This is a genomic window from Chitinophaga sp. 180180018-3 (genome assembly GCF_037893185.1).
Taxonomy (GTDB): Bacteria; Bacteroidota; Bacteroidia; order Chitinophagales; family Chitinophagaceae; genus Chitinophaga.
The window spans coordinates 3334088-3354471 of record NZ_CP140772.1 but is presented as its reverse complement, the minus strand read 5'-3'; the positions used below and the strand labels follow the sequence as shown (position 1 = coordinate 3354471).

Annotated in this window: 16 protein-coding genes; 5 read left to right on the top strand and 11 right to left on the bottom strand. The window is 44.3% G+C overall.

The window, feature by feature from the left end; translation table 11 throughout:
* Positions 1-19: 19 nt before the first annotated feature.
* The 6 genes from UNH61_RS13170 to UNH61_RS13145 form a co-directional block, all read right to left on the bottom strand.
* Positions 20-907 (bottom strand): ORF6N domain-containing protein, encoded by an 888-nt coding sequence (locus tag UNH61_RS13170; protein WP_019975896.1) that lies wholly within the window; start codon positions 905-907, stop codon positions 20-22.
* Between the two features lie 38 nt (positions 908-945).
* A complete protein-coding gene (locus UNH61_RS13165; RefSeq protein WP_019975895.1) occupies positions 946-3024 on the bottom strand; it encodes a type IA DNA topoisomerase in 2079 nt (692 codons plus the stop codon).
* A gap of 2 nt (positions 3025-3026) precedes the next feature.
* Positions 3027-4496, bottom strand: coding sequence for a DUF4099 domain-containing protein (locus tag UNH61_RS13160; protein ID WP_019975894.1), 1470 nt, complete (start codon positions 4494-4496; stop codon positions 3027-3029).
* A 98-nt stretch (positions 4497-4594) separates the two neighbouring features.
* On the bottom strand, positions 4595-4825 hold the full coding sequence (locus tag UNH61_RS13155) for a helix-turn-helix domain-containing protein (RefSeq protein WP_326996166.1): 231 nt from the start codon (positions 4823-4825) through the stop codon (positions 4595-4597).
* 86 nt (positions 4826-4911) lie between these two features.
* Positions 4912-5265 (bottom strand): helix-turn-helix domain-containing protein, encoded by a 354-nt coding sequence (locus UNH61_RS13150; protein WP_019975893.1) that lies wholly within the window; start codon positions 5263-5265, stop codon positions 4912-4914.
* Positions 5266-5515: 250 nt separating this feature from the next.
* Positions 5516-6361 carry an RteC domain-containing protein gene (locus tag UNH61_RS13145; RefSeq protein WP_019975892.1) on the bottom strand — a complete coding sequence of 282 codons (846 nt, stop codon included), beginning with the start codon at positions 6359-6361 and terminating at the stop codon, positions 5516-5518.
* Between the two features lie 799 nt (positions 6362-7160).
* On the opposite strand from UNH61_RS13145, the gene UNH61_RS13140 reads away from it, so the two are divergent.
* From UNH61_RS13140 to UNH61_RS13120, 5 genes are all read left to right on the top strand, one after another.
* A complete protein-coding gene (locus UNH61_RS13140) occupies positions 7161-7583 on the top strand; it encodes a hypothetical protein (RefSeq protein ID WP_326992452.1) in 423 nt (140 codons plus the stop codon).
* Between the two features lie 15 nt (positions 7584-7598).
* Positions 7599-8291 (top strand): hypothetical protein, encoded by a 693-nt coding sequence (locus UNH61_RS13135; RefSeq protein ID WP_326992451.1) that lies wholly within the window; start codon positions 7599-7601, stop codon positions 8289-8291.
* A complete protein-coding gene (locus tag UNH61_RS13130; RefSeq protein WP_326992450.1) occupies positions 8278-9078 on the top strand; it encodes a sensor histidine kinase in 801 nt (266 codons plus the stop codon). The genes UNH61_RS13135 and UNH61_RS13130 overlap by 14 nt, the downstream gene beginning before the upstream one ends.
* A gap of 127 nt (positions 9079-9205) precedes the next feature.
* On the top strand, positions 9206-9862 hold the full coding sequence (locus UNH61_RS13125) for a response regulator transcription factor (protein ID WP_326992449.1): 657 nt from the start codon (positions 9206-9208) through the stop codon (positions 9860-9862).
* A 21-nt stretch (positions 9863-9883) separates the two neighbouring features.
* A complete protein-coding gene (locus UNH61_RS13120) occupies positions 9884-10735 on the top strand; it encodes a DUF2911 domain-containing protein (protein WP_326992448.1) in 852 nt (283 codons plus the stop codon).
* A gap of 93 nt (positions 10736-10828) precedes the next feature.
* On the opposite strand, the gene UNH61_RS13115 is transcribed toward UNH61_RS13120, so the two are convergent.
* From UNH61_RS13115 to UNH61_RS13095, 5 genes are all read right to left on the bottom strand, one after another.
* Entirely contained in the window at positions 10829-12520 is a 1692-nt protein-coding gene (locus UNH61_RS13115; protein WP_326992447.1) for a sodium:solute symporter, read from the bottom strand.
* A gap of 134 nt (positions 12521-12654) precedes the next feature.
* On the bottom strand, positions 12655-12831 hold the full coding sequence (locus UNH61_RS13110; protein ID WP_326992445.1) for a hypothetical protein: 177 nt from the start codon (positions 12829-12831) through the stop codon (positions 12655-12657).
* A gap of 18 nt (positions 12832-12849) precedes the next feature.
* Positions 12850-15330 carry a PIG-L family deacetylase gene (locus UNH61_RS13105; RefSeq protein ID WP_326992444.1) on the bottom strand — a complete coding sequence of 827 codons (2481 nt, stop codon included), beginning with the start codon at positions 15328-15330 and terminating at the stop codon, positions 12850-12852.
* A 280-nt stretch (positions 15331-15610) separates the two neighbouring features.
* A complete protein-coding gene (locus UNH61_RS13100) occupies positions 15611-17053 on the bottom strand; it encodes a RagB/SusD family nutrient uptake outer membrane protein (protein ID WP_326992443.1) in 1443 nt (480 codons plus the stop codon).
* A 6-nt stretch (positions 17054-17059) separates the two neighbouring features.
* Positions 17060-20302, bottom strand: coding sequence for a SusC/RagA family TonB-linked outer membrane protein (locus tag UNH61_RS13095; protein ID WP_326992442.1), 3243 nt, complete (start codon positions 20300-20302; stop codon positions 17060-17062).
* Positions 20303-20384 lie beyond the last annotated feature (82 nt).

The following is a 20384-nucleotide window of genomic DNA, read 5'->3' as shown; positions in this document are numbered from 1 at the left end:
ACCCTCTTAATTAGAGGGTTTATTGTTGGTTTAAAATTTTGAGCATTCTGCCCACCTCAATATCCATTCTCGAAAAGGCAAACCATTTTTTGCCCAGGTCTTTCAGTGATGCTCCGATATGGTAGAGTTCCATATCGTCAATAATCAAAAAGCGGTCGTGTGCATCGGAAAAAGCCTCAATTTCAATAGGCGGATATTGGCTATTGTACCGTTGCATATCCAACCGTAGCTGATTGCTGATGCTTTTGGTATAAATTGTTGCGGTTACATTGTCGCTTCGCTTGCCCAATAAGGTCAATACGGTATCATCCACATAATTATCCAGCAGGATAATGGAGGTTTTTGCATTTCGGATAATATCCGATACAAAGGCGTAGGCATCAAAAACCTGCCCGTTGTAGAAAATACCTTTTTCACTGTGGAGCTTGTCGCTTTCCATAGCTTTAAAAATCTCTTCAAATTTTTGGTCGGCTTCTAATTGCTTTAACTCAATTTTATCCAAACGATGGAACAAAGAAGCGTTGCTGATAAGCATTTTTCGCATTTCTACAAAGGCATTCATTATCTCAATACTTACCTTTATGGCTATTTCTGAACGGAGTACCGAAGCCAGCATCGCTATTCCTGTTTCAGCGAAAACATAGGGTAAATAACGTCTTCCGCCATAATTCAAACTTGAGGTCACAAATTGTGACCTCAAGTTGATAGCATCAAATTCATCCTGTGTCAATTGAAAACGGAAATTTTCGGGAAAACGCTCTTCATTACGTTTTACTGCCTGATTGAAAACCTTGGTTTCCACTTGATAAATCCTTGCGAGGTCACTGTCCAACATCACTTGTTTGCCCCTTATGGTGTATATCAGGTTTTCAATTTCCTTTTGTGCTATTATAAGTTTATCTGTCATTATTACATTACAAAGAGGTTTTCCAAAAGCTAATATAGCTATTTCTTCTTTTTCTTCTCAAACTCAAAAGAGGTTTTGCAATCCGCATCCAATACGATATAGGCATCGAATTTCTTTCCCGCCTTACTCGTCATTCCTTTGATAAGGGAAGTTTTGCCCTTATTGACAAGGTTTTCAATATCGGTTAAGCCGATTTGTACGCCACACACATTGCGGAACTGTACCCAATTACAAACTTCATCAGGACACTTCACTATTTTATCACGGATAATGAGCCCGTGGCTTTTGCATTTCGGGCAAACCAATTTAGGCAGGTTGTTTTGGGCAATGGAAGTTTGCAACAATTCATTGGTAATAGATGAGGCGTAAGTTTCCATTTCTTTTTGAAATGCCTCCGCATCTGCTTCGTTGTTCTCAATTTTCTGCAATGCGAGTTCCCATTCGGCGGTCATTGCCACATCCGCAATTTTACGGTCTTTGACCAATTCATACACTTGCAATCCCTTTTCAGTGGGGATTAAGGATTTCTTTTCCCTTTGGATATAGTTACGGGTAAACAGGGTTTCAATAATTGCGGCTCTTGTAGCCGGAGTACCTATACCGATATTTTGCAGGGCTTTCCTTTCGTCCTCATTTTCGATTTCCTTGCCAGCACTTTCCATAGCCGACAAAAGCCCGGCTTCGGTATAAAGTACAGGTGGTTTCGTTTTCTTTTCCAAAACGGAGGCTTCCTTGATTTTAAGTTCATCGCCTTTTTTCAGTTCGGGCAAATCCTGTACAGGTTCGGTATCATCATCAGAAAAACTTCCTTTGATGGAACGCCAGCCTGCTTCTATTACCTTACAACCCTTTGCTATAAAATCATAATGCAACGCTTGTAAACCTACATCGGTTATCTCTTTGATGCAGGCTTGTGAAAGGGCTTCGAGCAATCGAAAGGCAATCATATCATAAACGGCATTTTCCTTTGCATTCAGTGCCGACGGGATTTTGTCAGTAATCAATAATCCGTGGTGGTCGGTAACACGCAAATCATTAACGATACGCTTATTAAACCGTCCCCATCTCAATTTCGCTACGGCTTGCTTACAGGTTTCCCTGTCCTGTAAAGCCCTTACGAGGTTGGGAATTTCTGCCCACATATCTTCAGGAATGTATTTGCTTCCGGTACGTGGGTATGTGATAAACTTCTTTTCGTAGAGGCTTTGGGCAATATTCAGCGTTTCTTCAGCAGAAAGGTTCAATTTTTTATTGGCTTCCTTTTGCAATCCGGTAAGGTCGAACAATAAAGGCGGTTGTTCTGTAACTCTTTTAGTTTCTACTGATGTAACTGTTGCCGTTTCGCTTCGCTGAATGGATTTCAGCGTATCATCGGCAAGTTTTTGGTCTTCCCATTTGGTTTTGGAAATGCTTTTAAAATCTATCAGTTCTTTGTTGTGCGATAACTGTATCTGCCAATATTTCTTTACCGAGAAATTTTTATTTTCCAGATAGCGTTTGCATATCAAAGCCAGCGTAGGCGTTTGTACTCTTCCGAGCGAATAAATGCCATTCCCTGCGGCTATGCTCAATGCCTGTGTAGCATTGATGCCCACAAGCCAATCGGCACGGCTTCTGCCTTGTGCCGCCTGATACAATCCGTCAAATGTTGCCCCGTCTTTTAGATTATCAAAGCCTTGTTTTATAGCTTTTTCAGTTAGTGAGCTTATCCAAAGACGTTCAAAAGGCTTGTTGCATTTCAGGTATTCATAAATATACCTGAAAATGAGTTCCCCCTCACGACCTGCATCGGTGGCTACAATAATGCTGTTACTACGGTTAAAAAGCTGTTCGATGACTTTCAGTTGCTTTATTGTTCCTGTATCGGCGGTATAGCCTTTGTCTTTTTTGACCTTACGGACGGTCAATAAAAATGGCTTGGGCAGTATCGGTAAAGCTGCCTTATCAAACCCCGAAATGCCGTAATCTTCGGGCATTCCCAAGCCTATTAAATGACCGAATGCCCACGTAACAAAATAGCCGTTACCCGTCAGGTAGCCGTCCTTTTTATCGGAAGCTCCCAACAAGCCCGCTATTTCCCTTGCTACACTTGGTTTTTCTGCGATGATTGTTTTCATAATTAACTCACTTTTCTACCTTTTGATTTTGCAGGTGTTTCGGATTTTTCCTGTTGTTCTTGTTTTTCCTGCTGTTGTTTGTTTTTCGGTCTTTGCTGTCCCGATTTTAAAGGCTCGTTGATATTTTTGGTCGCTTCGTTAGTCTTGCCCTCTGAATTGACGGCGGTTTGCGTTTTGTGGGCTTCGGCAGGTTTTGCCTGTGCCTTAACCTGGCTTGGAAATTGGAAGTTTGTTTTTCCCGTTTCTGCATTGAAAGTGATATAACCCTGATAAGGTTGCCCTTTTTTATCCATCAATCCATCAATGTAAACGGTTTGCCCGGCTTTGAAATCCTTATGCTGTTCATCGGTAAGTTCTTTGCCCCTGAATGTTTTTGGAGCTTCCTGCGGCTGGCTTTGCTGATTACTTTGTCCGTTGTTTTGGGTTTGCCTATTGGAATTATTGCGGTCAAACAGGAACTCCACATAACGCTTGTCAGCATTGAACTGTACCGTTGCCGAAAACTCCGTTCCTTTAGCAGAAATCATACCGTCTAACTTTAGCGGTTTGCCCTCCATTAAAGTTTGCTTTTGCTCATCGTTCAACTTCACACCCTTAATTTCATCGGGAATTTTTATGAAATCCGTCCGTAAGGCTATCACATCATTGGTTAGCCTGTCTATGCTGATAATGGACGGCATTAGTTCGCCCGTTTTGGAATTGGTCAGGTTAACCACACGCCCCATATTGCCTGTTTCGAGCAGGTTTTTCTTGTCCTCATCTGTAAACTTGTGTCCGAAGAACTCAAAGTGCAGGTTAGGTTCTTTTTTGATACCGTGTATTGCCACGATAACATTTCCGTCTTCGCCTTGCTGTAAAGACAGACGGGCATCCGTGCGGAGAATTGTACTACCGAGATTAATGCCAATCGGTAAAAGCTCATTAGTTTTGTAACCTCTTAATAAGGGGTCAAGCAGGTTTCTTTTTTCAAGATATTCTTTGCTCAATCCGAGATTTTTCATTGTGTCCCAATCAATCTGTTCCGGTTTGTAGCGGTACTCGCTGGCTTCCGGTGTTGTTTGTGTTGTTGCCATATTATTTTGATTTTCTTGTTTTTTATCCTGTTGCGGTTCTGTTTTTACTTCGTGTTCTTTCATCACTTTTTCACCTTCGGGAGTGGGCTTATCCACCTGCTTTTGCATTTCCTGTGCTTTTTCAACCGCAATAGGTGCAGGCACTTTGAAGAATGAAAAATTGGTAGGGTTCTTTAACTGGCTGAAAAAATTAGAGAAGAAGTTGGAAAAGAAATCACCGCTTTTGTCCACACGCATAAACTGGTTTTGGTTTTTCTTAGTGGGGTCAACGGTTTCCATTTTTCCGTTCTCGTCAATACTCTTTACGGCTTGGATTTTCATTTTTTCTTTATCCAGCACCAATAATATGTCCGATAATTGTTCGGGCATTTCCTGCTTATTTGTTGTTTCTTCGCTCATAATCTGAAAAATTTAAAGTTTACCGCCGAATGTAAATGAAGCGTTGGCTGTATCGCCCAATGTGGCACTCAAAGGCAGTCTTTGTCTTTCATTGGCGTTCATTTTGAGGGTGGGTTAAAACTCTCTCTAATGAACTGATGTACATCGGATAGCTTGTAATACAATTTTCCGCTTATGGTATAATAGGGTAGTTTGCCAATGGAGCGATACCGTTGCAGGGAGCGGTTGCTGATTTTAAGCATTTGAAGCAAATCCTGATTATCCAGCAATTCCTCGCCGTCTATGCTGTTGCGTTTCTTTTGCAGTTCATCTATATTGTCGCCCAGCATATCCAAGCGACCCATTAAGCGTTCCATCCACGCCAAAAATTCCATTCTGTCAATATTCATAGGGATATACTTTTAAGGGTTCATACCTATTTTTTATCTGTCTTTAGCTTTCTGCCTTTTTCGATATAGCTTTTGCCTTTTGCCATAAGCTCCTGCACAAATTCATCACTGCTCTGTACGGCATTGGCATTGAGCATATCCTTAATTGCTCCTATGGTGTAGAAATATTGACCATAGATTTTTGAATAAGCAATCTCTCCTTTGGTGCGCATACGCCATAAGGTCTTTTCGCTGATGTGCAGGTATTGGCATACCTCGTGGTTATTGAGCCACAGGTCATCATAGCTTGTATCATCCAATCTTTTCAGGTAGTCGGCAATGGCATTGATACGGCTGTTTAGCTGTTGCCACGCTTCTTCTTCAATGGTTATTATTTTCATTGCACAGTTTTTAAAGTTCACTATGCAAAATTGGTAAGGGTGGCAGTGTTTGTCTGCCAATGCTTGCCAATTGGTTTGGCAGTTTTTTGAAAGTTTTTACAATCAGGGGAACCTCTTGTTTAGTAAGGGTTTTGGGGCATTGAGGATATTTTATAATAGAGTTTTGCCAACATTTGCCAATTGGCAGATATGGGTAAAGAAAAAAGCAGTACGTTTTAGGTACTGCTTTAAATTTATTGTGTTGATATAGCTAAAGGTCTTTATCCATATATTCTTCGAGGGATATTTTGAGCTGGTCTAAAAAAGCCGTCCGGGAACCTGCCCTTGTTTTCATTCGATGGAAAGAGTGATGTATGTCGTTTAATGGTGTTTGGAATAGCACCTGAAAAATCAAAGCTAATTTTCGGATGCCTATTTTTCCGAATGCGATAGAATTTGAAGCATAGAGAGCATATATCAGTTCGATAAGTGCGTTTTGGGAATTTGTCCACGAAATATCCTTGTTTGCTTCTCCATTTAATAAAATTAAATCTGGATTTTCTTCTGGACTGATTTTAGTAAGCATATAAGTATAAAGTAATTCGTTCGCTATAATATGGGCTATTTTGTTATCATAATATGTAGAAAAACTAAGGTCAATTTCAAATACGCCACTCTTTAATCCATCGTGGTAATTGACTTGTCCGATCCTGAAATAACTATGGTCACGGTCTATCCTGCCAGTCCGATAGTACCTATAAAAATCCTCGTTGCAGATACTTTCTTTGTATTCTGATTTCAGGGTTTTTAACAGGTTCTCATAATAACTTTGATGTATTTTGCCATTGCTAACGGGGCAGGTAGTTTCAATGCGGAAGACTTTGTTGTAATAAATGAGCTTTCCTAAGATTTGTGGTTTAATGTTCTTGAAAAAATCAATTTCTTGTTGCTCATATGTAAATCCATCCTGTAAAACTTTTGCTTTTATGTTACACAGCATTTCCTTTAGGAACAGGGTCATTTGATAAGCCTCTTCCGCCGTTGGCATCATTTGAGAAGAAAATTTCTCTTCCTGATGATGAATTTGCGCTAATATTTTATTCAACACGATTTTCATAGCATAGTCGTTTAGAAGTTCTCACTATTGTTTCGGAGTTGCATCTATTGTTGATATGCCAAAATTTGGAAATAATATTGAAACCAATATCACAGTTTTCCCCCAATGGGGAGATTTTATTGATATTTCACGTAGAATGGAAAGGGAAAAATAAAGGGTAAAGCACTAATGTACTTTACCCTTTATTTATTATATTTGCATTAATGATTTACAAGGTAATCAAATGAAAGCAAGTGCAGTAAGCACCATTACTAAATCGTTACCGATAGAGTTTCCCACTCTTGTAAACTACTCTTTATTAGCCACTTTATGCTAAATTAATCTTTTTAAGAAAAAAAGGGAACTAGCATCACCTGATAAAATGATTCTGCATATACTAACCCAAAAAACAAACAAGGCGGAAAGGCATTGTGCTTACATGAACGCTGACTGAACAGTTTCTAAAGCCGGTCGATACATGTTACAAAGATTGGGAAGTTTATACGACCAGTCAAGCGTTAAACAACTGAAAAAAAGCAATGCGTATAACTACGCATGATAACCCGGTAAATACGGAACAGCTGATAATCAGCTATTGCTTTCCGGCATCCGGTCGGCAGCACGTACTTATACGCATTTTGGGGCGAAGTGTACGGATTCAGCGCCGTCCGTACCTCTATTTAAATACTGCCAGAATCCAATAGCAGCCAGCGTTTCCGTAATCGGTTCCACTGCCTGCAAAAGAAGTACTGTGGATATCCCCGGATTGGATATGTAATTATTTATAATAATTTTACCCCGAAACTAAAACTTACCCACTATGAGCAACTTTCCTAAAAGGCCGATCCCTTCAGATGCGGGCGGCTTCATTTCTCTTGAAGAAATGAATGAACTTACCGACAACCATGATAACGACCATGCCCAACAAAAGTCGTTTGGGACACATGTAAAGGCCATGTGTTTTGGCAAAGACAAAGTACTCGAGTTACTGGATCAACCCGGAGCAGTAGCTTTGAGAATTTATTATGGTATTAAGATAGATACCAACGGAGATAACATCAAAGAGAAAAAAATGATCCTTGTTGCTGTTGATGGAGATGGCAACGACATCCTTCCTGAGCCTGCCACAGCAGCTGCTGCAGCCCCAGCTGGTATTGTGCCTAAAACAATGTCCGCTAAAATTCTGGATTCCGGTATTCCCTGCCCGGAATTCTGCTCAAGACCCAAACCCATCGAGCCCTGATTATAAAACAACTACGTGAATACAACGTTACTATTCAGCATATACTACGGGATGACGGGGGTCGAATTTGTTATTCTGATCCCCTTTCTCCTGCAGTTCAAGAACCTGGATATTCCCTCCAGATGCCTGTTTTACTACATATTGAGCAGCCTGGTTTTTGCCGGAGGCTCCGCAATCCTGCAACACCTGTCGCTCAATAATATGTGGTTTTTCAGCCTGATGCATTTCATTCAGTTTGTGATACTTTCTATTTTCTACAGGTATTGCATTAAAAATCCGGTTGTTAAAAACATTATTCTATTTGTTCCTATTGCTGTACTGGCCATTTTCATATTCGATCTCTTTTATATAGAAGGACCCAGAGCCTATAATTCCATTTCTTCAGGCGTCAAGCATGTAGTGTTGATTACCTATGGTATTTACTTATTTATGCAGATGTTAAGAGACAAGGAGCTGATCGAAAATGCAGTCTATATTAATACCCTCCCTGAATTCTGGTACAACGCCGCAATATTTGTGTTCGCCTGTACCGAGTTCTTTTTTTCCATCAGTTATAACTACCTGCAAAGCCTGCAAACCTCCGGACCCGGGAAAATGAAGACCACCATGGCTATTCTCAGTATCAATTATATTGTTGGTATGGTTTCAATGATACTTCTGTATATTGGCCTTACTAAACTAAAAAAAACGAGATATGCAAACAGTTGATATTATTGTAATCGGGACTACAGTAATGTTAATGTTGGGGGTAATTGTGATCATACTGGTAATGTTGCAACAGAAGCAGGTAATTCAACATAAATTACAGATTCGCGACAAGGATCTGCAGTTACAACGGGAACGCCTCATCGCAGTATTGCAGGGTCAGGAGCAGGAGCGAAAACGCATAGCGGAAGATCTCCACGATGAAGTAGGCGCACAGCTGTCGGTGCTCAAACTGAACCTGGGCGGCCTTCAACCCCTGCTGAAAACCGGCAACAACGAGGTAGAGCGACTGAAGGAAACCAAGGAATTTACTGACACTATTATTCAGCAACTGCGATTTATCTCCCAGAGCCTGCATCCTCAGGCACTCGAAAACCTGGGACTGGCCCACGCCCTGGATTCTTTCTGCAACCTGATGAACAAAAATAAACAGGTGAATATTGCTTTCCGGACTGCAGACAGGGGGCAAACTGTCGACAAAGAAAAGGCGCTGAATATATACCGCGTAGTACAAGAACTGATCAACAATATATTAAAACACGCTGCTGCAACAGAAGTGCAGATCAGCTACCAGACCACTCCTTCCCTGCTGACTATTGCCGTGGAAGATAATGGCAATGGCGCGCTGCTGACTTCACTTCCCGAATCGCAGAAAAAAACCGGTAGCCTGGGTCTTAAAAATATTGAGAGCCGCCTCAATATTATTGGTGGAAGTATTAACTTCACTCCTGCAATTACGAAAGGTACAATCGCCACCATTAACGTAGAGAATTATCAGTTGCCGGCTTAGAATAGTTGAGAGGTATCTTGTTTTATTACTAAATTGCCATCCGGTTGTGTTGAACCCACTTGTAACAGCATGACTCATAGTAATTTATTCTTAATAAAATAAAAGCAAATCTTCTAACTGTCCACCTATGGCACACATTAAAGTGGCCATTGCTGACGATCATAAGATCTTCCGCAGTGGAGTAATTAATACACTGATCCCCTACGAAAATATCAGCTTTGTTTTTGAAGCTGATGATGGATTGCATCTGTTGCAGCACATGGAAAAGCAAGTGCCGGATGTAATTCTCATGGACCTGAAAATGCCTAATATGGATGGTATTGAGGCCACTGTTAAAGTAAAGGAGAAATATCCGGATGTAAAGATTATTATACTGACGATGTATGAAGATGATAATTTCATTGTACATCTCGTAGAAAACGGCGCCAATGCTTATCTCTTAAAAAATGCGGAACCAGAGGAAATATATGAAGCTATCTGTACTACTTTTGAAAAAGGCTTTTATTTCAACGAAAATGTAAACCTGGCACTACTCAAAAAAGTACTGCATAAAAACAAACAACAATTCAAGCCAACGCTTAAAAATGAAATTCACCTGAATGAACGTGAGCAGGAGGTGCTGAAGCTGATTTGCAGCGAGTTGACCACACAGGAGATTTCGGAACAGATATTTCTCAGTCCGCGTACAGTGGAAGGTATCCGCCAGAAGCTGCTGGAAAAGATCAACGTTAAGAACAGTGTTGGGCTGGTACTGTATGCTTTCCGGAACGGAATTATTGAATAGCCATTAAAATACCCACCAGATATGAGAACTTTCAAAACCTTTGCCGCTACGGCAGGCGCTATGCTGCTGCTGTATGCGGGTACCACCTTTGCTCAGGGAATCAAAATGCCCGCTCCGAGCCCTAAACAGACCATCAAACAGGACTTCGCCCTGTCTGATATTGAGCTGAGCTATTCCCGTCCACTGAAAAATGGCCGTATTATCATGGGCGATCTGGTTCCTTATGGTAAAGTGTGGAGAACCGGCGCTAACAGTGCTACCACCATCACTTTCGGAGAAGATGTTAATTTCGGCGGCGTACCCGTTAAAGCCGGTAAATACGGCCTGCTGAGCATCCCTGATGCCGGGTCATGGACCGTGATACTGACCAGCAGCCTGGATGTTACCAGCCCTGCAGCCTATAAACCGGAAAACGATATAGCCCGGGTAAAAGTAAAACCTGTTTCCCTGCCCTCCAGCGAGGAAAGCTTTACCATTGGTTTTGAGGATATCAAGCCCAGTTCAATGCAGTTGGCCATTTCCTGGGATAAAACCAAAGTACCCGTGAGCATCACTGCCAACATTGATGATAAGATCACTGCACAGATCAATGAAGCGATGAAGAGTGGCGACAAAAAGCCTTACTTCCAGGCAGCTGTTTACTACTTTGAAAATGGCAAAGACCTGAAACAAGCCGTTGAATGGATCAACGAAGCAGCTGCTCAAAGCCCCGATGCTTTCTGGGTATGGTATCAAAAAGCCCGCATCAATGCTAAAGCAAAGAATAATGCCGTAGCAAAAGAAGCTGCGCAAAAATCGATAGAACTGGCCACTGCCGCTAAGAACGACGATTATGTGACGCTGAATAAAAAACTGCTGGCTACGATTAAGTAAAAAATTACGAAATACGAAATAACTCGAAGACCTTAGCGAATAATTGTATTATCAATCGCTAAGGTCTTCGAGTTATTTCGTATTTCGTAATTCCTAATTCGTAATTCTCCTCATGCAAAGCTGAAAACACCACGCCAGCAACAATACCAGCAAACAGCCGATCGCGTTCAGCCATAGAAAAGATACCGTGCCGGTCCAGTGAATGACGAGCACTACTATTTCTGAAATGATAGCAGACCAGAAGGTAGCTGTACCGCCTACATTCCGGAGATAAAAAGCTACTAGGAAAATACCAAGTATCACTCCGTAAAACCAGGAACCCAATACGTTCACCACTTCTATCAGGCTGCCAAGGTTACCTGCAAACTGTGCTACCACAATGCAAAACACCCCCCATATCAGCGTCCATAATTTGGAGATCCACAGGTAATGATCTTCTGAAGCATTCGAATTATACAACCGCTTGTACACATCAATTACGGTGGTGGAAGCCAGGGAATTCAGGGCTGCGGCAATACTACCCCAGGCAGCCAGGAATATAATGGCGATCAACAACCCCACCAACCCTTTCGGCAGGCTATTCACAACGAAATGCAGGAAAATATAATTTGTATCATTCGTATCAGCATTGGGGTCTGAAGTTTTGATCAGCGACAACACCTCCGTGCGCACCTTTTGCGCCTGCTCATCTGTTGCCTTGAGATCTTTTTTAGCAGCTGCCACCCGGGCCTGGTTATCGGTTTCCAATGCTGCTGCCAGCTGCCTGACCTGCTGTTGCTTCACAGCTCCCAGCTGATTGTATTGTTGCTCCAATGCCGTCAACGCCGGCCCCTGCGCTGTTTGCCGTACCCGCGCCAATTGCGCCTCATTGAAAAACACCGGCGCCCGGAAATACAGGTAGAATACAAATACCAGGGCGCCAATCAGCAGTATCAGGAATTGCATGGGTACTTTCACAAAGCCATTCATCAACAACCCCAGCCTGCTTTCCTTAATAGATTTGGCAGTAAGATAACGCCCTACCTGCGACTGATCTGTTCCGAAGTAAGATAACGCCAGAAAGAAACCGCCGATGACCCCGCTCCAGATATTGTATTTATCCTGCCAGTCGAATTTGGTGACGATCACATTCAGCTTATCCATTTTGCCGGATACCTGTAAGGCTTGTTTGAATCCTATATCCGGAGGCAGCAAATGCACTACCATCCAGCCGGCGAGGAACATTCCTCCGAAGATGATAACCAGCTGAAATGTTTGTGTATAGGCCACCGCTCGGGTTCCCCCTGCCACCGTGTAAATAATGAGCAACCCGCCCATGATCATATTCGTCCAGTACAGGTTCCATCCGAGCAACGACGATAATATAATAGATGGCGCACAGATACTGATGCCCGTAGAAAGGCCACGTTGTATGAGAAAGAGAGACGATGCCAGGGTACGGGTTTTCAGATCGAAACGCTGCTCCAGGTATTCGTAGGCGGTGTATACCTTGAGCTTATGGAAGATGGGCACAAAGGTGACGCATAGTACTACCATGGCCAGCGGAAGGCCGAAGTAATATTGCACAAAACGCATCCCGTCGGTATAAGCCTGACCCGGAGCGGATATGAAAGTGATAGCGCTGGCCTGTGTACCGATGATCGATAACAGAATAATATACCAGGGCATAGATTGGTTGTCCAGGAAATAACTCTCCATATTCCGCTGGCCACGGCTTTTCCAGATGCCGTAACATATAATAACGGTAAGCGTACATCCCAGTACAAGCCAATCTAAAAAACTCATGAAAACGTTTTGGTGAATAAGTAAAACAGCCCTATCAGTAATAGCAGCCATGCTATTACCAACACGTACCAGTAAGTCCATGAAGGAAATACCGGTGGCTTTTCATCCTGCAGTTGGTGGCCTGCCATAGAAAATTAATCGTTTGAACTGCTTTTACTCCACATGGCTCCCGTTAACAGGCCCAGGACAATACCTATAATCAATCCTACCTGTACCCGTTTAATGCTGAACCCGATCAGCAAACCTAATATGATACAAAACACCGCTGTAATTCTTAACCGGGGGCGATGTTGTTCGTGCTTTTTACTCATTTTCTTTTCTTTCAGTCGCTATTTAACGGAGATCAGGTTCACAAATAAACGGTAAGCTCCCGGTACTCCTGCCGGCAACTGCCTGAAAAATGATAACCCGGTGTATACATAACATCCTTTACCATAGTGTGTAACAAGGGTAGAACCATCCAGTGGCGCTTCTCCCTTATCATTCATGGTAAATAATTTATTGTATGATTTGTCGGCATTAACAGTATAATACAATCCCCGTTCCTGCACCCAGCCCCTGAAGTCGTCCGCTGTTATTTCATTCGGATAATGCAGTACCGGATCTTTTGAATCAATAAAATGCACCGGCGCATTTTCGTCTGTTACACGGTCACGGGAAAGGCTAAACGGATATGGGCCCAGCTCACTGGTTACCAATGGTCCATTTACGTTGTATTGAATAATCAGTTTACCCCCATCCTTCACATACTCCATCAACTTCGGCTGCCAGTATTTCATACGTGCGTTTACGTTATACGCCCTCACTCCGGTGATAATGGCGTCGTATTGACTGAGATGACCGCTCATAATCTCCTTCTCTCCCAGCTCTGTTACATTATATCCCACCTGCCTTAAAGCCGCCGCCACCATATCGCCGGCGCCCGGAATATATCCCAGGTGATTGCCGTTATGTTGCAGATTTACGGACACCAGCCTGGCCTGCGCCTGTGGAAATAAAGTGATCAGCGGAATATGATCGTAACGTATCTGCTGCATACTTTGCGTATATTCTTTCCCGTTACAATTCATCACTACAGTCAATGTATCGGCGTGGTTTTCAGACACTCCCTTTACCGGTTTAATATTAAACCGCAATTCAGTTTCGTCGCCTTTTCCATTCAATGTAAATTGCTGACTGCCTCCTTCGGCAGCAAATCCCTGCGGCAAACGAAGCTGCACTGTACCCTGTACATGATCCGCCATGGCCCTGAGTTTCACGGGTACCTGCTGGGGAGTTGTATTCGTAAAAATATATACCTGGTTGCTAAGATCGGCCACTACCGGCGGCGCAATTACCAATGGCTGGTAAATTTCTCCTTTCACAGGATCGGTGTACTTGTATTGCAGCGGCCGGTCGATGTTAAAGTCCTGCCCACCGATACGCAACGTGATCTTCGCCTGCAGCGGCGGAATATTCTCCGGATTGCCTACCAGCAGCGGATCTTTTATCACATACATCCCTACGGGATGTGTTCCGTCGAGCCAGTACGGCTGCGACTCCGGTGTGTTGGCCGGTACGGTGAGCGACTGGGAAACCGTAGTTAGCTTGTTGTATTCCAGCTCCTGCCTGGGTGTAGCGTCCGATTTTCCGGGCAGGTCTATCCGTTGCAGGCTGGCATTTATATTTCCGCGATTAATAAGTTGCACTGTAGCCTCCATAGAGGCACCCGGTACTACCGTAGGGGATGCGCTGTATGCTTCTGCCCAGATTCCGGCGCAGGCCAGAATAAGCTGCTCGGTTTCTTTCAGCTTCTGCGTACGCCAGTACCCATCCGGAAGTGCCTGAATACTGCTCCGTATCTGCAGCAGAGCGGGCACCGATGCGGCCGGGTCTTCTATATTATAAGCCGCCAGCATGGCGTCTACCATTTTGCCGATATGCTCCCCGCCGGGAATCCTCGTCCAGCTGGTATTCACACCATCCATCAACCCGTTCTTAGGCGCGCTGCCTTTGATGGTAATAAAATATTCCTGGGAGCTTCCTCTCGTAGCAGGTACACCAAAACCCTGACTTTTGTGCTGAGACCGGCTTTCGGCGGCTATCTCCCCAAAACCTTTACCCAGCAGGGGATTAAACACACCAACATCCAGTTTAAACTGATCATCGGAAGTGGTATTGATGCTGCCAAAATTGAAAGTATTCCAGAGTATGCGTTTAGCCTGCCAGGGTTTCACCATTTTCAGCTGCTCCGGGAAGCGCTGAGGATCGGCAGCTGCAGTGTAGGCTTCTGCTGCCAGCATCGCAGAGGCAGTATGGTGGCCATGTCCGGCCCTGCTATCAGCCGGGAAGCGGCAGATAATGACATCGGGCTGAAATTTGCGGATCATGTATACCACATCCCCAAGGATGCGTTCCCGATCCCAGATCGTGAAGGTTTCCTGTGGGTTTTTGGAAAAGCCGAAATCCTGGGCCCGGGTAAAGAACTGTTCCGCGCCATCGATACGCCTCGCCGCCAGCAACTCCTGCGTGCGGATGAGCCCCAGCAGTTCCGATTGTTCGTTTCCAACCAGGTTCTGGCCGCCATCGCCGCGGGTGAGCGACAAATACCCCGTCCGGTATAACTCCTGTCGGGCCAGGAAGCCCAATAACCGGGTATTTTCATCGTCGGGATGAGCGGCAATATATAACACGCTTCCAAGCGTATCAAGTTTCTTCATTTGCAGCTTAATATCAGCTGCATTCCATACTGGTGAGGGTTGCGCCAGTGCAGGTAAACCTATTACAGCCAATATGATGATCGCCAGTGCAGTGTAACTTCTTCTAAGCATTTGGTGACACATGAGTTTACAGATCGTCAAAAGTAATAATTAATTGCTGGCGGGAAAGAGAAATATGATGAATGAAGAATAGGGAATGCGGAATTAAGCATGAAGGAGAAGAATTTAGCGATTGATTGTTATCCCCTAAGCTCTTCTCAGTCATGCTTAATTCCGCATTCCCTATTCCTAATTAAAAAAGTCCCGGTGAATCCACCGGGACTTTATTTCTTCATAAGCAAAAACCAACCAGCTTAAAGCAAAAACCAATTATTAACAAAGGCAGTCCAGATCAATTGTAACCTTCATTCTGCTGGTTGCGGATATTGGGGTTAGCGTCCAGTTCTCGTTGCGGAATGGGCAGTATCACTTTAGTACTGGGCCATACCACTTGTATTGTTTTGTCACTCGCCAGGTATTTGGTGAATGATCTTTTTGTTCTGTTAAGATCGTATAAGCGGTGTCCTTCAAAAGCCAGCTCCTTCCGCCGTTCCAGCAGAATAGCATCGAGGAGGGCCTGCCCTGTAGCCGTTGCCGGCGGGGCAGCAGGATCAGCACGCTGTGCAACTATATCCAGGTCAGCCTGTGCTTCCGAAATTCTTTCAAGGTGTGCGAGCGCTTCTGCACGGATCAGGTATACTTCCGCCAGCCGCATTACTTTTACGCTTTCCGTAAACGTACTTACATCGCTGTATTTTGTAATAATGTTTGCCGGATTCTCGCCTCCGTTTACTGCCCGTTTACCTATTTTCAGGAAATTTCTGCGTACATCCTGAGCGGTATAACTATTATACAGATCATTGGTCGCCAGCACATCACCATAACCATCCTGACTAAACATATAACTAATGAAGTCCGTATTCCTGTTGTCGACCGGCGTATTCACAATTTCAAAAACCGTTTCGCTGTTGCCGGTTATTTTGAAATCGCTCACGAGTTTATTACCGGCTAATAACGTATATTGGTTCGCGTTAATCACTGCTCCTGCCTCTGCTGCCGCACCTGCCCAATCTTCCCTGTAAAGCAACACCCTCGATAACAGCGCCATAGCAGCGTAAATATTAATCCTCCCCGATGTAAAGGCAGTGCTGCCACTTTGAGCAAATTTGCTGATAGCCGTATTAAAGTCATTGACGATCTGCACATACGTATCTTTTATATTGCTCCTCGACGGCGACTGCACCGAATCTATGTTCACCTGAGTCACTACGGGGATTCCCATATGAGTGCCGCCAGCGGTATAATTCAAAGGTTGCGCAAACATCCTGGCAATGTCAAAAAGCGCCAGTCCTCTGATAGCGTAGGCTTCCGCCACTATCTTCCGGGCTTCCACCGAATCGGTGGAGGAAGGCGAAAGGGATACACCAGGACCTTTTGCAATGACCATATTTGCATTTGCCACCACGCTATAGAGCGTATTCCAGGAGTCGGCAGTATACTGATCGTTCGCTGTCAGAATGTACTGATCGTGATTCCGGTAACGGTTACTGTTGATAATACTGATGAAAGCATTATCCGACCGCAGATCCGGGAGCAGTGTTACCGTACGTCCGTAGTAATTTTCGCTTTGCATGAGGGAGTATACCCCATTGATAGCTGCGCGAAGACCCGGCAGGTCTTTGATGGCATTCTTCGTTTCTGTTGACTGATCCGGACGCTGGTTCAAAAAATCTTTGGCGCAGCTGCCGAAAAGACCAGCTGTCAGCACTAACAGGTATGTATATCTCTTCCGCATGAATTTCTAAAAGTTTACATCCACCCCTACCAGAAATGTTTTAAATACCGGTGGACGCTGGTCGTAGTCGCCCGTAACAGGCACTTCCGGGTCCATGGTCAGGTCTTTATCTTTGACAAAAGTCCACAGGTTATTTCCACGTACATATACTTTCACGTCATTGACATTGATCGTTCTCAACCAATGCTGTGGCAGCGAGTAGGATAACATGATATCTCTCAGCCGGATGAAGCTACCATCGTACAGGAAACGGGAAGAAGCCTGGTTGCTAAGCCCGGACTGGGTGCCTCCGAAAACAACTTTCGGTACGTTGGTAATATCGCCCGGATGGCGCCACCGTTTTTCATAAATAAGCCGCGACATTTTTGCGCTGCTTCCAAACCCTCCACTGCCATCTGATTCGGTGAAAGTACCCCAGTTGTCGTATACTTTGTTGCCCCAGTTATAAAAGAACTGGAAACTCAGTTCAAAACCTTTATAGTTAAAGTAGTTAGTAATTCCACCGTAGAAGTCGGGTAATGCGCTTCCCTGGTTAAATCGCTGCGCTTCTCCATAAACCTTTGTAGTAGCGGTTTTCGATGCGTCTTTATACCAGAGCGCTTCTCCTGTTTGCGGATCTGCACCGGCAAAACCTACCAGAAAAAACTGATAGAAGTCCGTTCCTAACTGTCTCCTATAAGCAGTATTGGTGATAGGATTATCGAGCCGGGTGATCTTGTTTTTCAGCGTAGAGAAATTTATATCCGTACGCCATGAGAATCCTTCCGGATTTTTCGCTAAGATATTGCGGAAGGACAGCGCCATTTCAAATCCGCTGTTTTTCATCTCTCCGTTATTCTTCAGTACAGTAGTAATACCATTGGTAGATGATACCGGTACATTCAGCAATAAGCGGGAAGTTGTTCTGTTATAATATTCTATGGTTCCTGAAATGCGATGCTGCAGCACTTCAAAATCAATCCCCACATTGAATGGTCTGTTCTGTTCCCAGGTCAGATAAGGGTTGGGATATTGTGTCAGCACATACCCCGGTTTTCCATCATAATCATTTCCGGGGCTGTACAGCGATAGCGAGGCATAGTTATCAATAGCCTGGTTTCCGTTGCTGCCGTAGCTGGCTCTTAATTTTAATTCGTTTATGGGGGTGACATTCTGGAAGAAAGTTTCGCGGTATAGGTTCCATGCCAGTCCGAGCGACCAGAATATGGCGCTCCGCCTGTATGTACCGAACCTGGAGGAAGCATCCCTCCGGATGGAAGCGGTGAGATAATATTTCTGCTGATAATCGTAGCTGTTGTTCAGGAATAGTCCTGTCAGCGAATTCGTAGTGGAAACAGACGACACGGATTCCGGTTTGGAAGCATCTGCCAGCAGATGTAAACCGGGCAGCAGATTGGAGGCTGCCGCAGCGTTGCCGGAATTGGTGGTTTTCTGTGCCTCATACCCTATAAAAGTATTGATACCATGATATCCCCAGCGTTTATTGAACCGGACGATATTGGTAGATACCCAATTGGTCCATAAGTTATTATTCACGTATACCCAGCCATTGGTGTTTCTGCCATCTCCGAATCTTGGTGCAAAAAACATATTGCTGCGGGCGTAGTTGAAGTCCAGGCTGAATTTTGTTTCGAACGACAGGAAATCTGTGAACGCATATTTAGCACCAACGCCACCCAGCAATCCGTAAGTAGTGCCGGTCCGGGAATTGTCGTTCAGCACTGCCACCGGGTTGAAGGTATTATTGTAGCTAAGATCGTAGGAACCATCTGGATTATAGATCTTCAGCCAGGGTTGTATTCTGGCCAGAGATCGCACCGGATTGGCATTGAGTCCAACATCGCCTACAGCATTTGCCCGCTGGTAGGAGAACAACAGGTTAACATCGAACGAAAGTCGTTTGGTAGCCTGATTGCTGAGATTCAGTTTGCCGGTCATCCTTTTATAGTCCACTCCCCGCAGGGCGGATTGAGAGTCGTAATAACCGCCGGAAGCATAGAATTTTGTTTTGTTGCTTCCGCCTGCAGCCGACAGGTTAGCCTGTGTATAGGCCCCATGGCGGGTGAGCGCCTGCATCCAGTTGGTATTAACCGTAGTATCTACTCCCCTGGCGTGCAGCTCGCGCAGGAATCCTGCTTCGCCGGTACCATCGGCCCTGTTTGCCCAGCCTTCCCTTAGCAGTTCTATCATCTCTTTTGTATTCAGCGGATAATCGGCTTTAGGGATGGTAAGCTGGTTGTTACCTTTTTGTACAGATGCGCTGATCCTTGTTTTTCCGGTGCTACCGCTTTTGGTGGTGATGAGGATCACACCGTTTGCCGCTCTGGATCCATAAATGGAGGCTGCCGCAGCGTCTTTAAGGATAGAAATAGACGCGATATCGGAGCTATTGATTCCCGCGAGGGAATTGACGTTATAATCCGTCAGATTATCCGTTACTACAGGCACACCATCCACTACATATAGCGGAGAGCTGCCGGCAGTAATAGATCCGATACCGCGTATATGAATACTTGGAATGGAGCCGGGCTGGCCGGAACCATTCGTTGATTGTAAACCGGGTACGTTTCCTTGTAAGCTTTCCTGGAAGCTGCTATGGGGTGCTTTGTCGTAAAGGGATGCATTTACCATAGTAGCTGATCCTGTCAAAGAACTTTTGGTTTGCATGCCATATGCTACCACCACTACTTCATTGAGCCCTCGGGCATCGTCCTTCAGCATGATCGTCAGCGGCGTGTTGTTTGTAACCCGCACACGTTGTTCTTCATATCCGATGAAAGAACAGATCAGCGTAGCTGAAGAAGGCATATCCAGCCGGAATGCTCCTTTTTCGTCGGTGGCAGTTCCCTTGTTCTGGCCTGCAATACGTAAACTCACACCTGGTAAAGGATGCCCGAAAGCATCAGTTACCGTTCCGGAGACACTGATATTCCTGATTTCTTTTTCTTCGGGAGCAATCGCCACCAGGCCGGCGGAGAGTTGCTTAAAAGTAAGACCGGTATTCTTCAGTATCTTTCTCAGAATATCTTCTGTCAGTGCATTATCGGCATCAACAGACACTCTGCTGTTGGCAGGGATCAGGTCATTGCGGTATACAAAACGGTATCCGCTCTTTTTTTCGATCATCTTCAACAGCCGTGTCAGCGGCAACGAATCTGCTTTTATAGAGATCCTCCGGTCTTGCTGACCAAAGGCATCTCCTGTTATATGCAAACAGGTTATAAGAATAATAAAGGACAGCAGTTTCATTGTCAGTACAACTTTTCCTAATGTTTTTTGAAGCAAAAGGATTACATAATGTAGGATTTTTTTCCATACATTTATGGTTGTA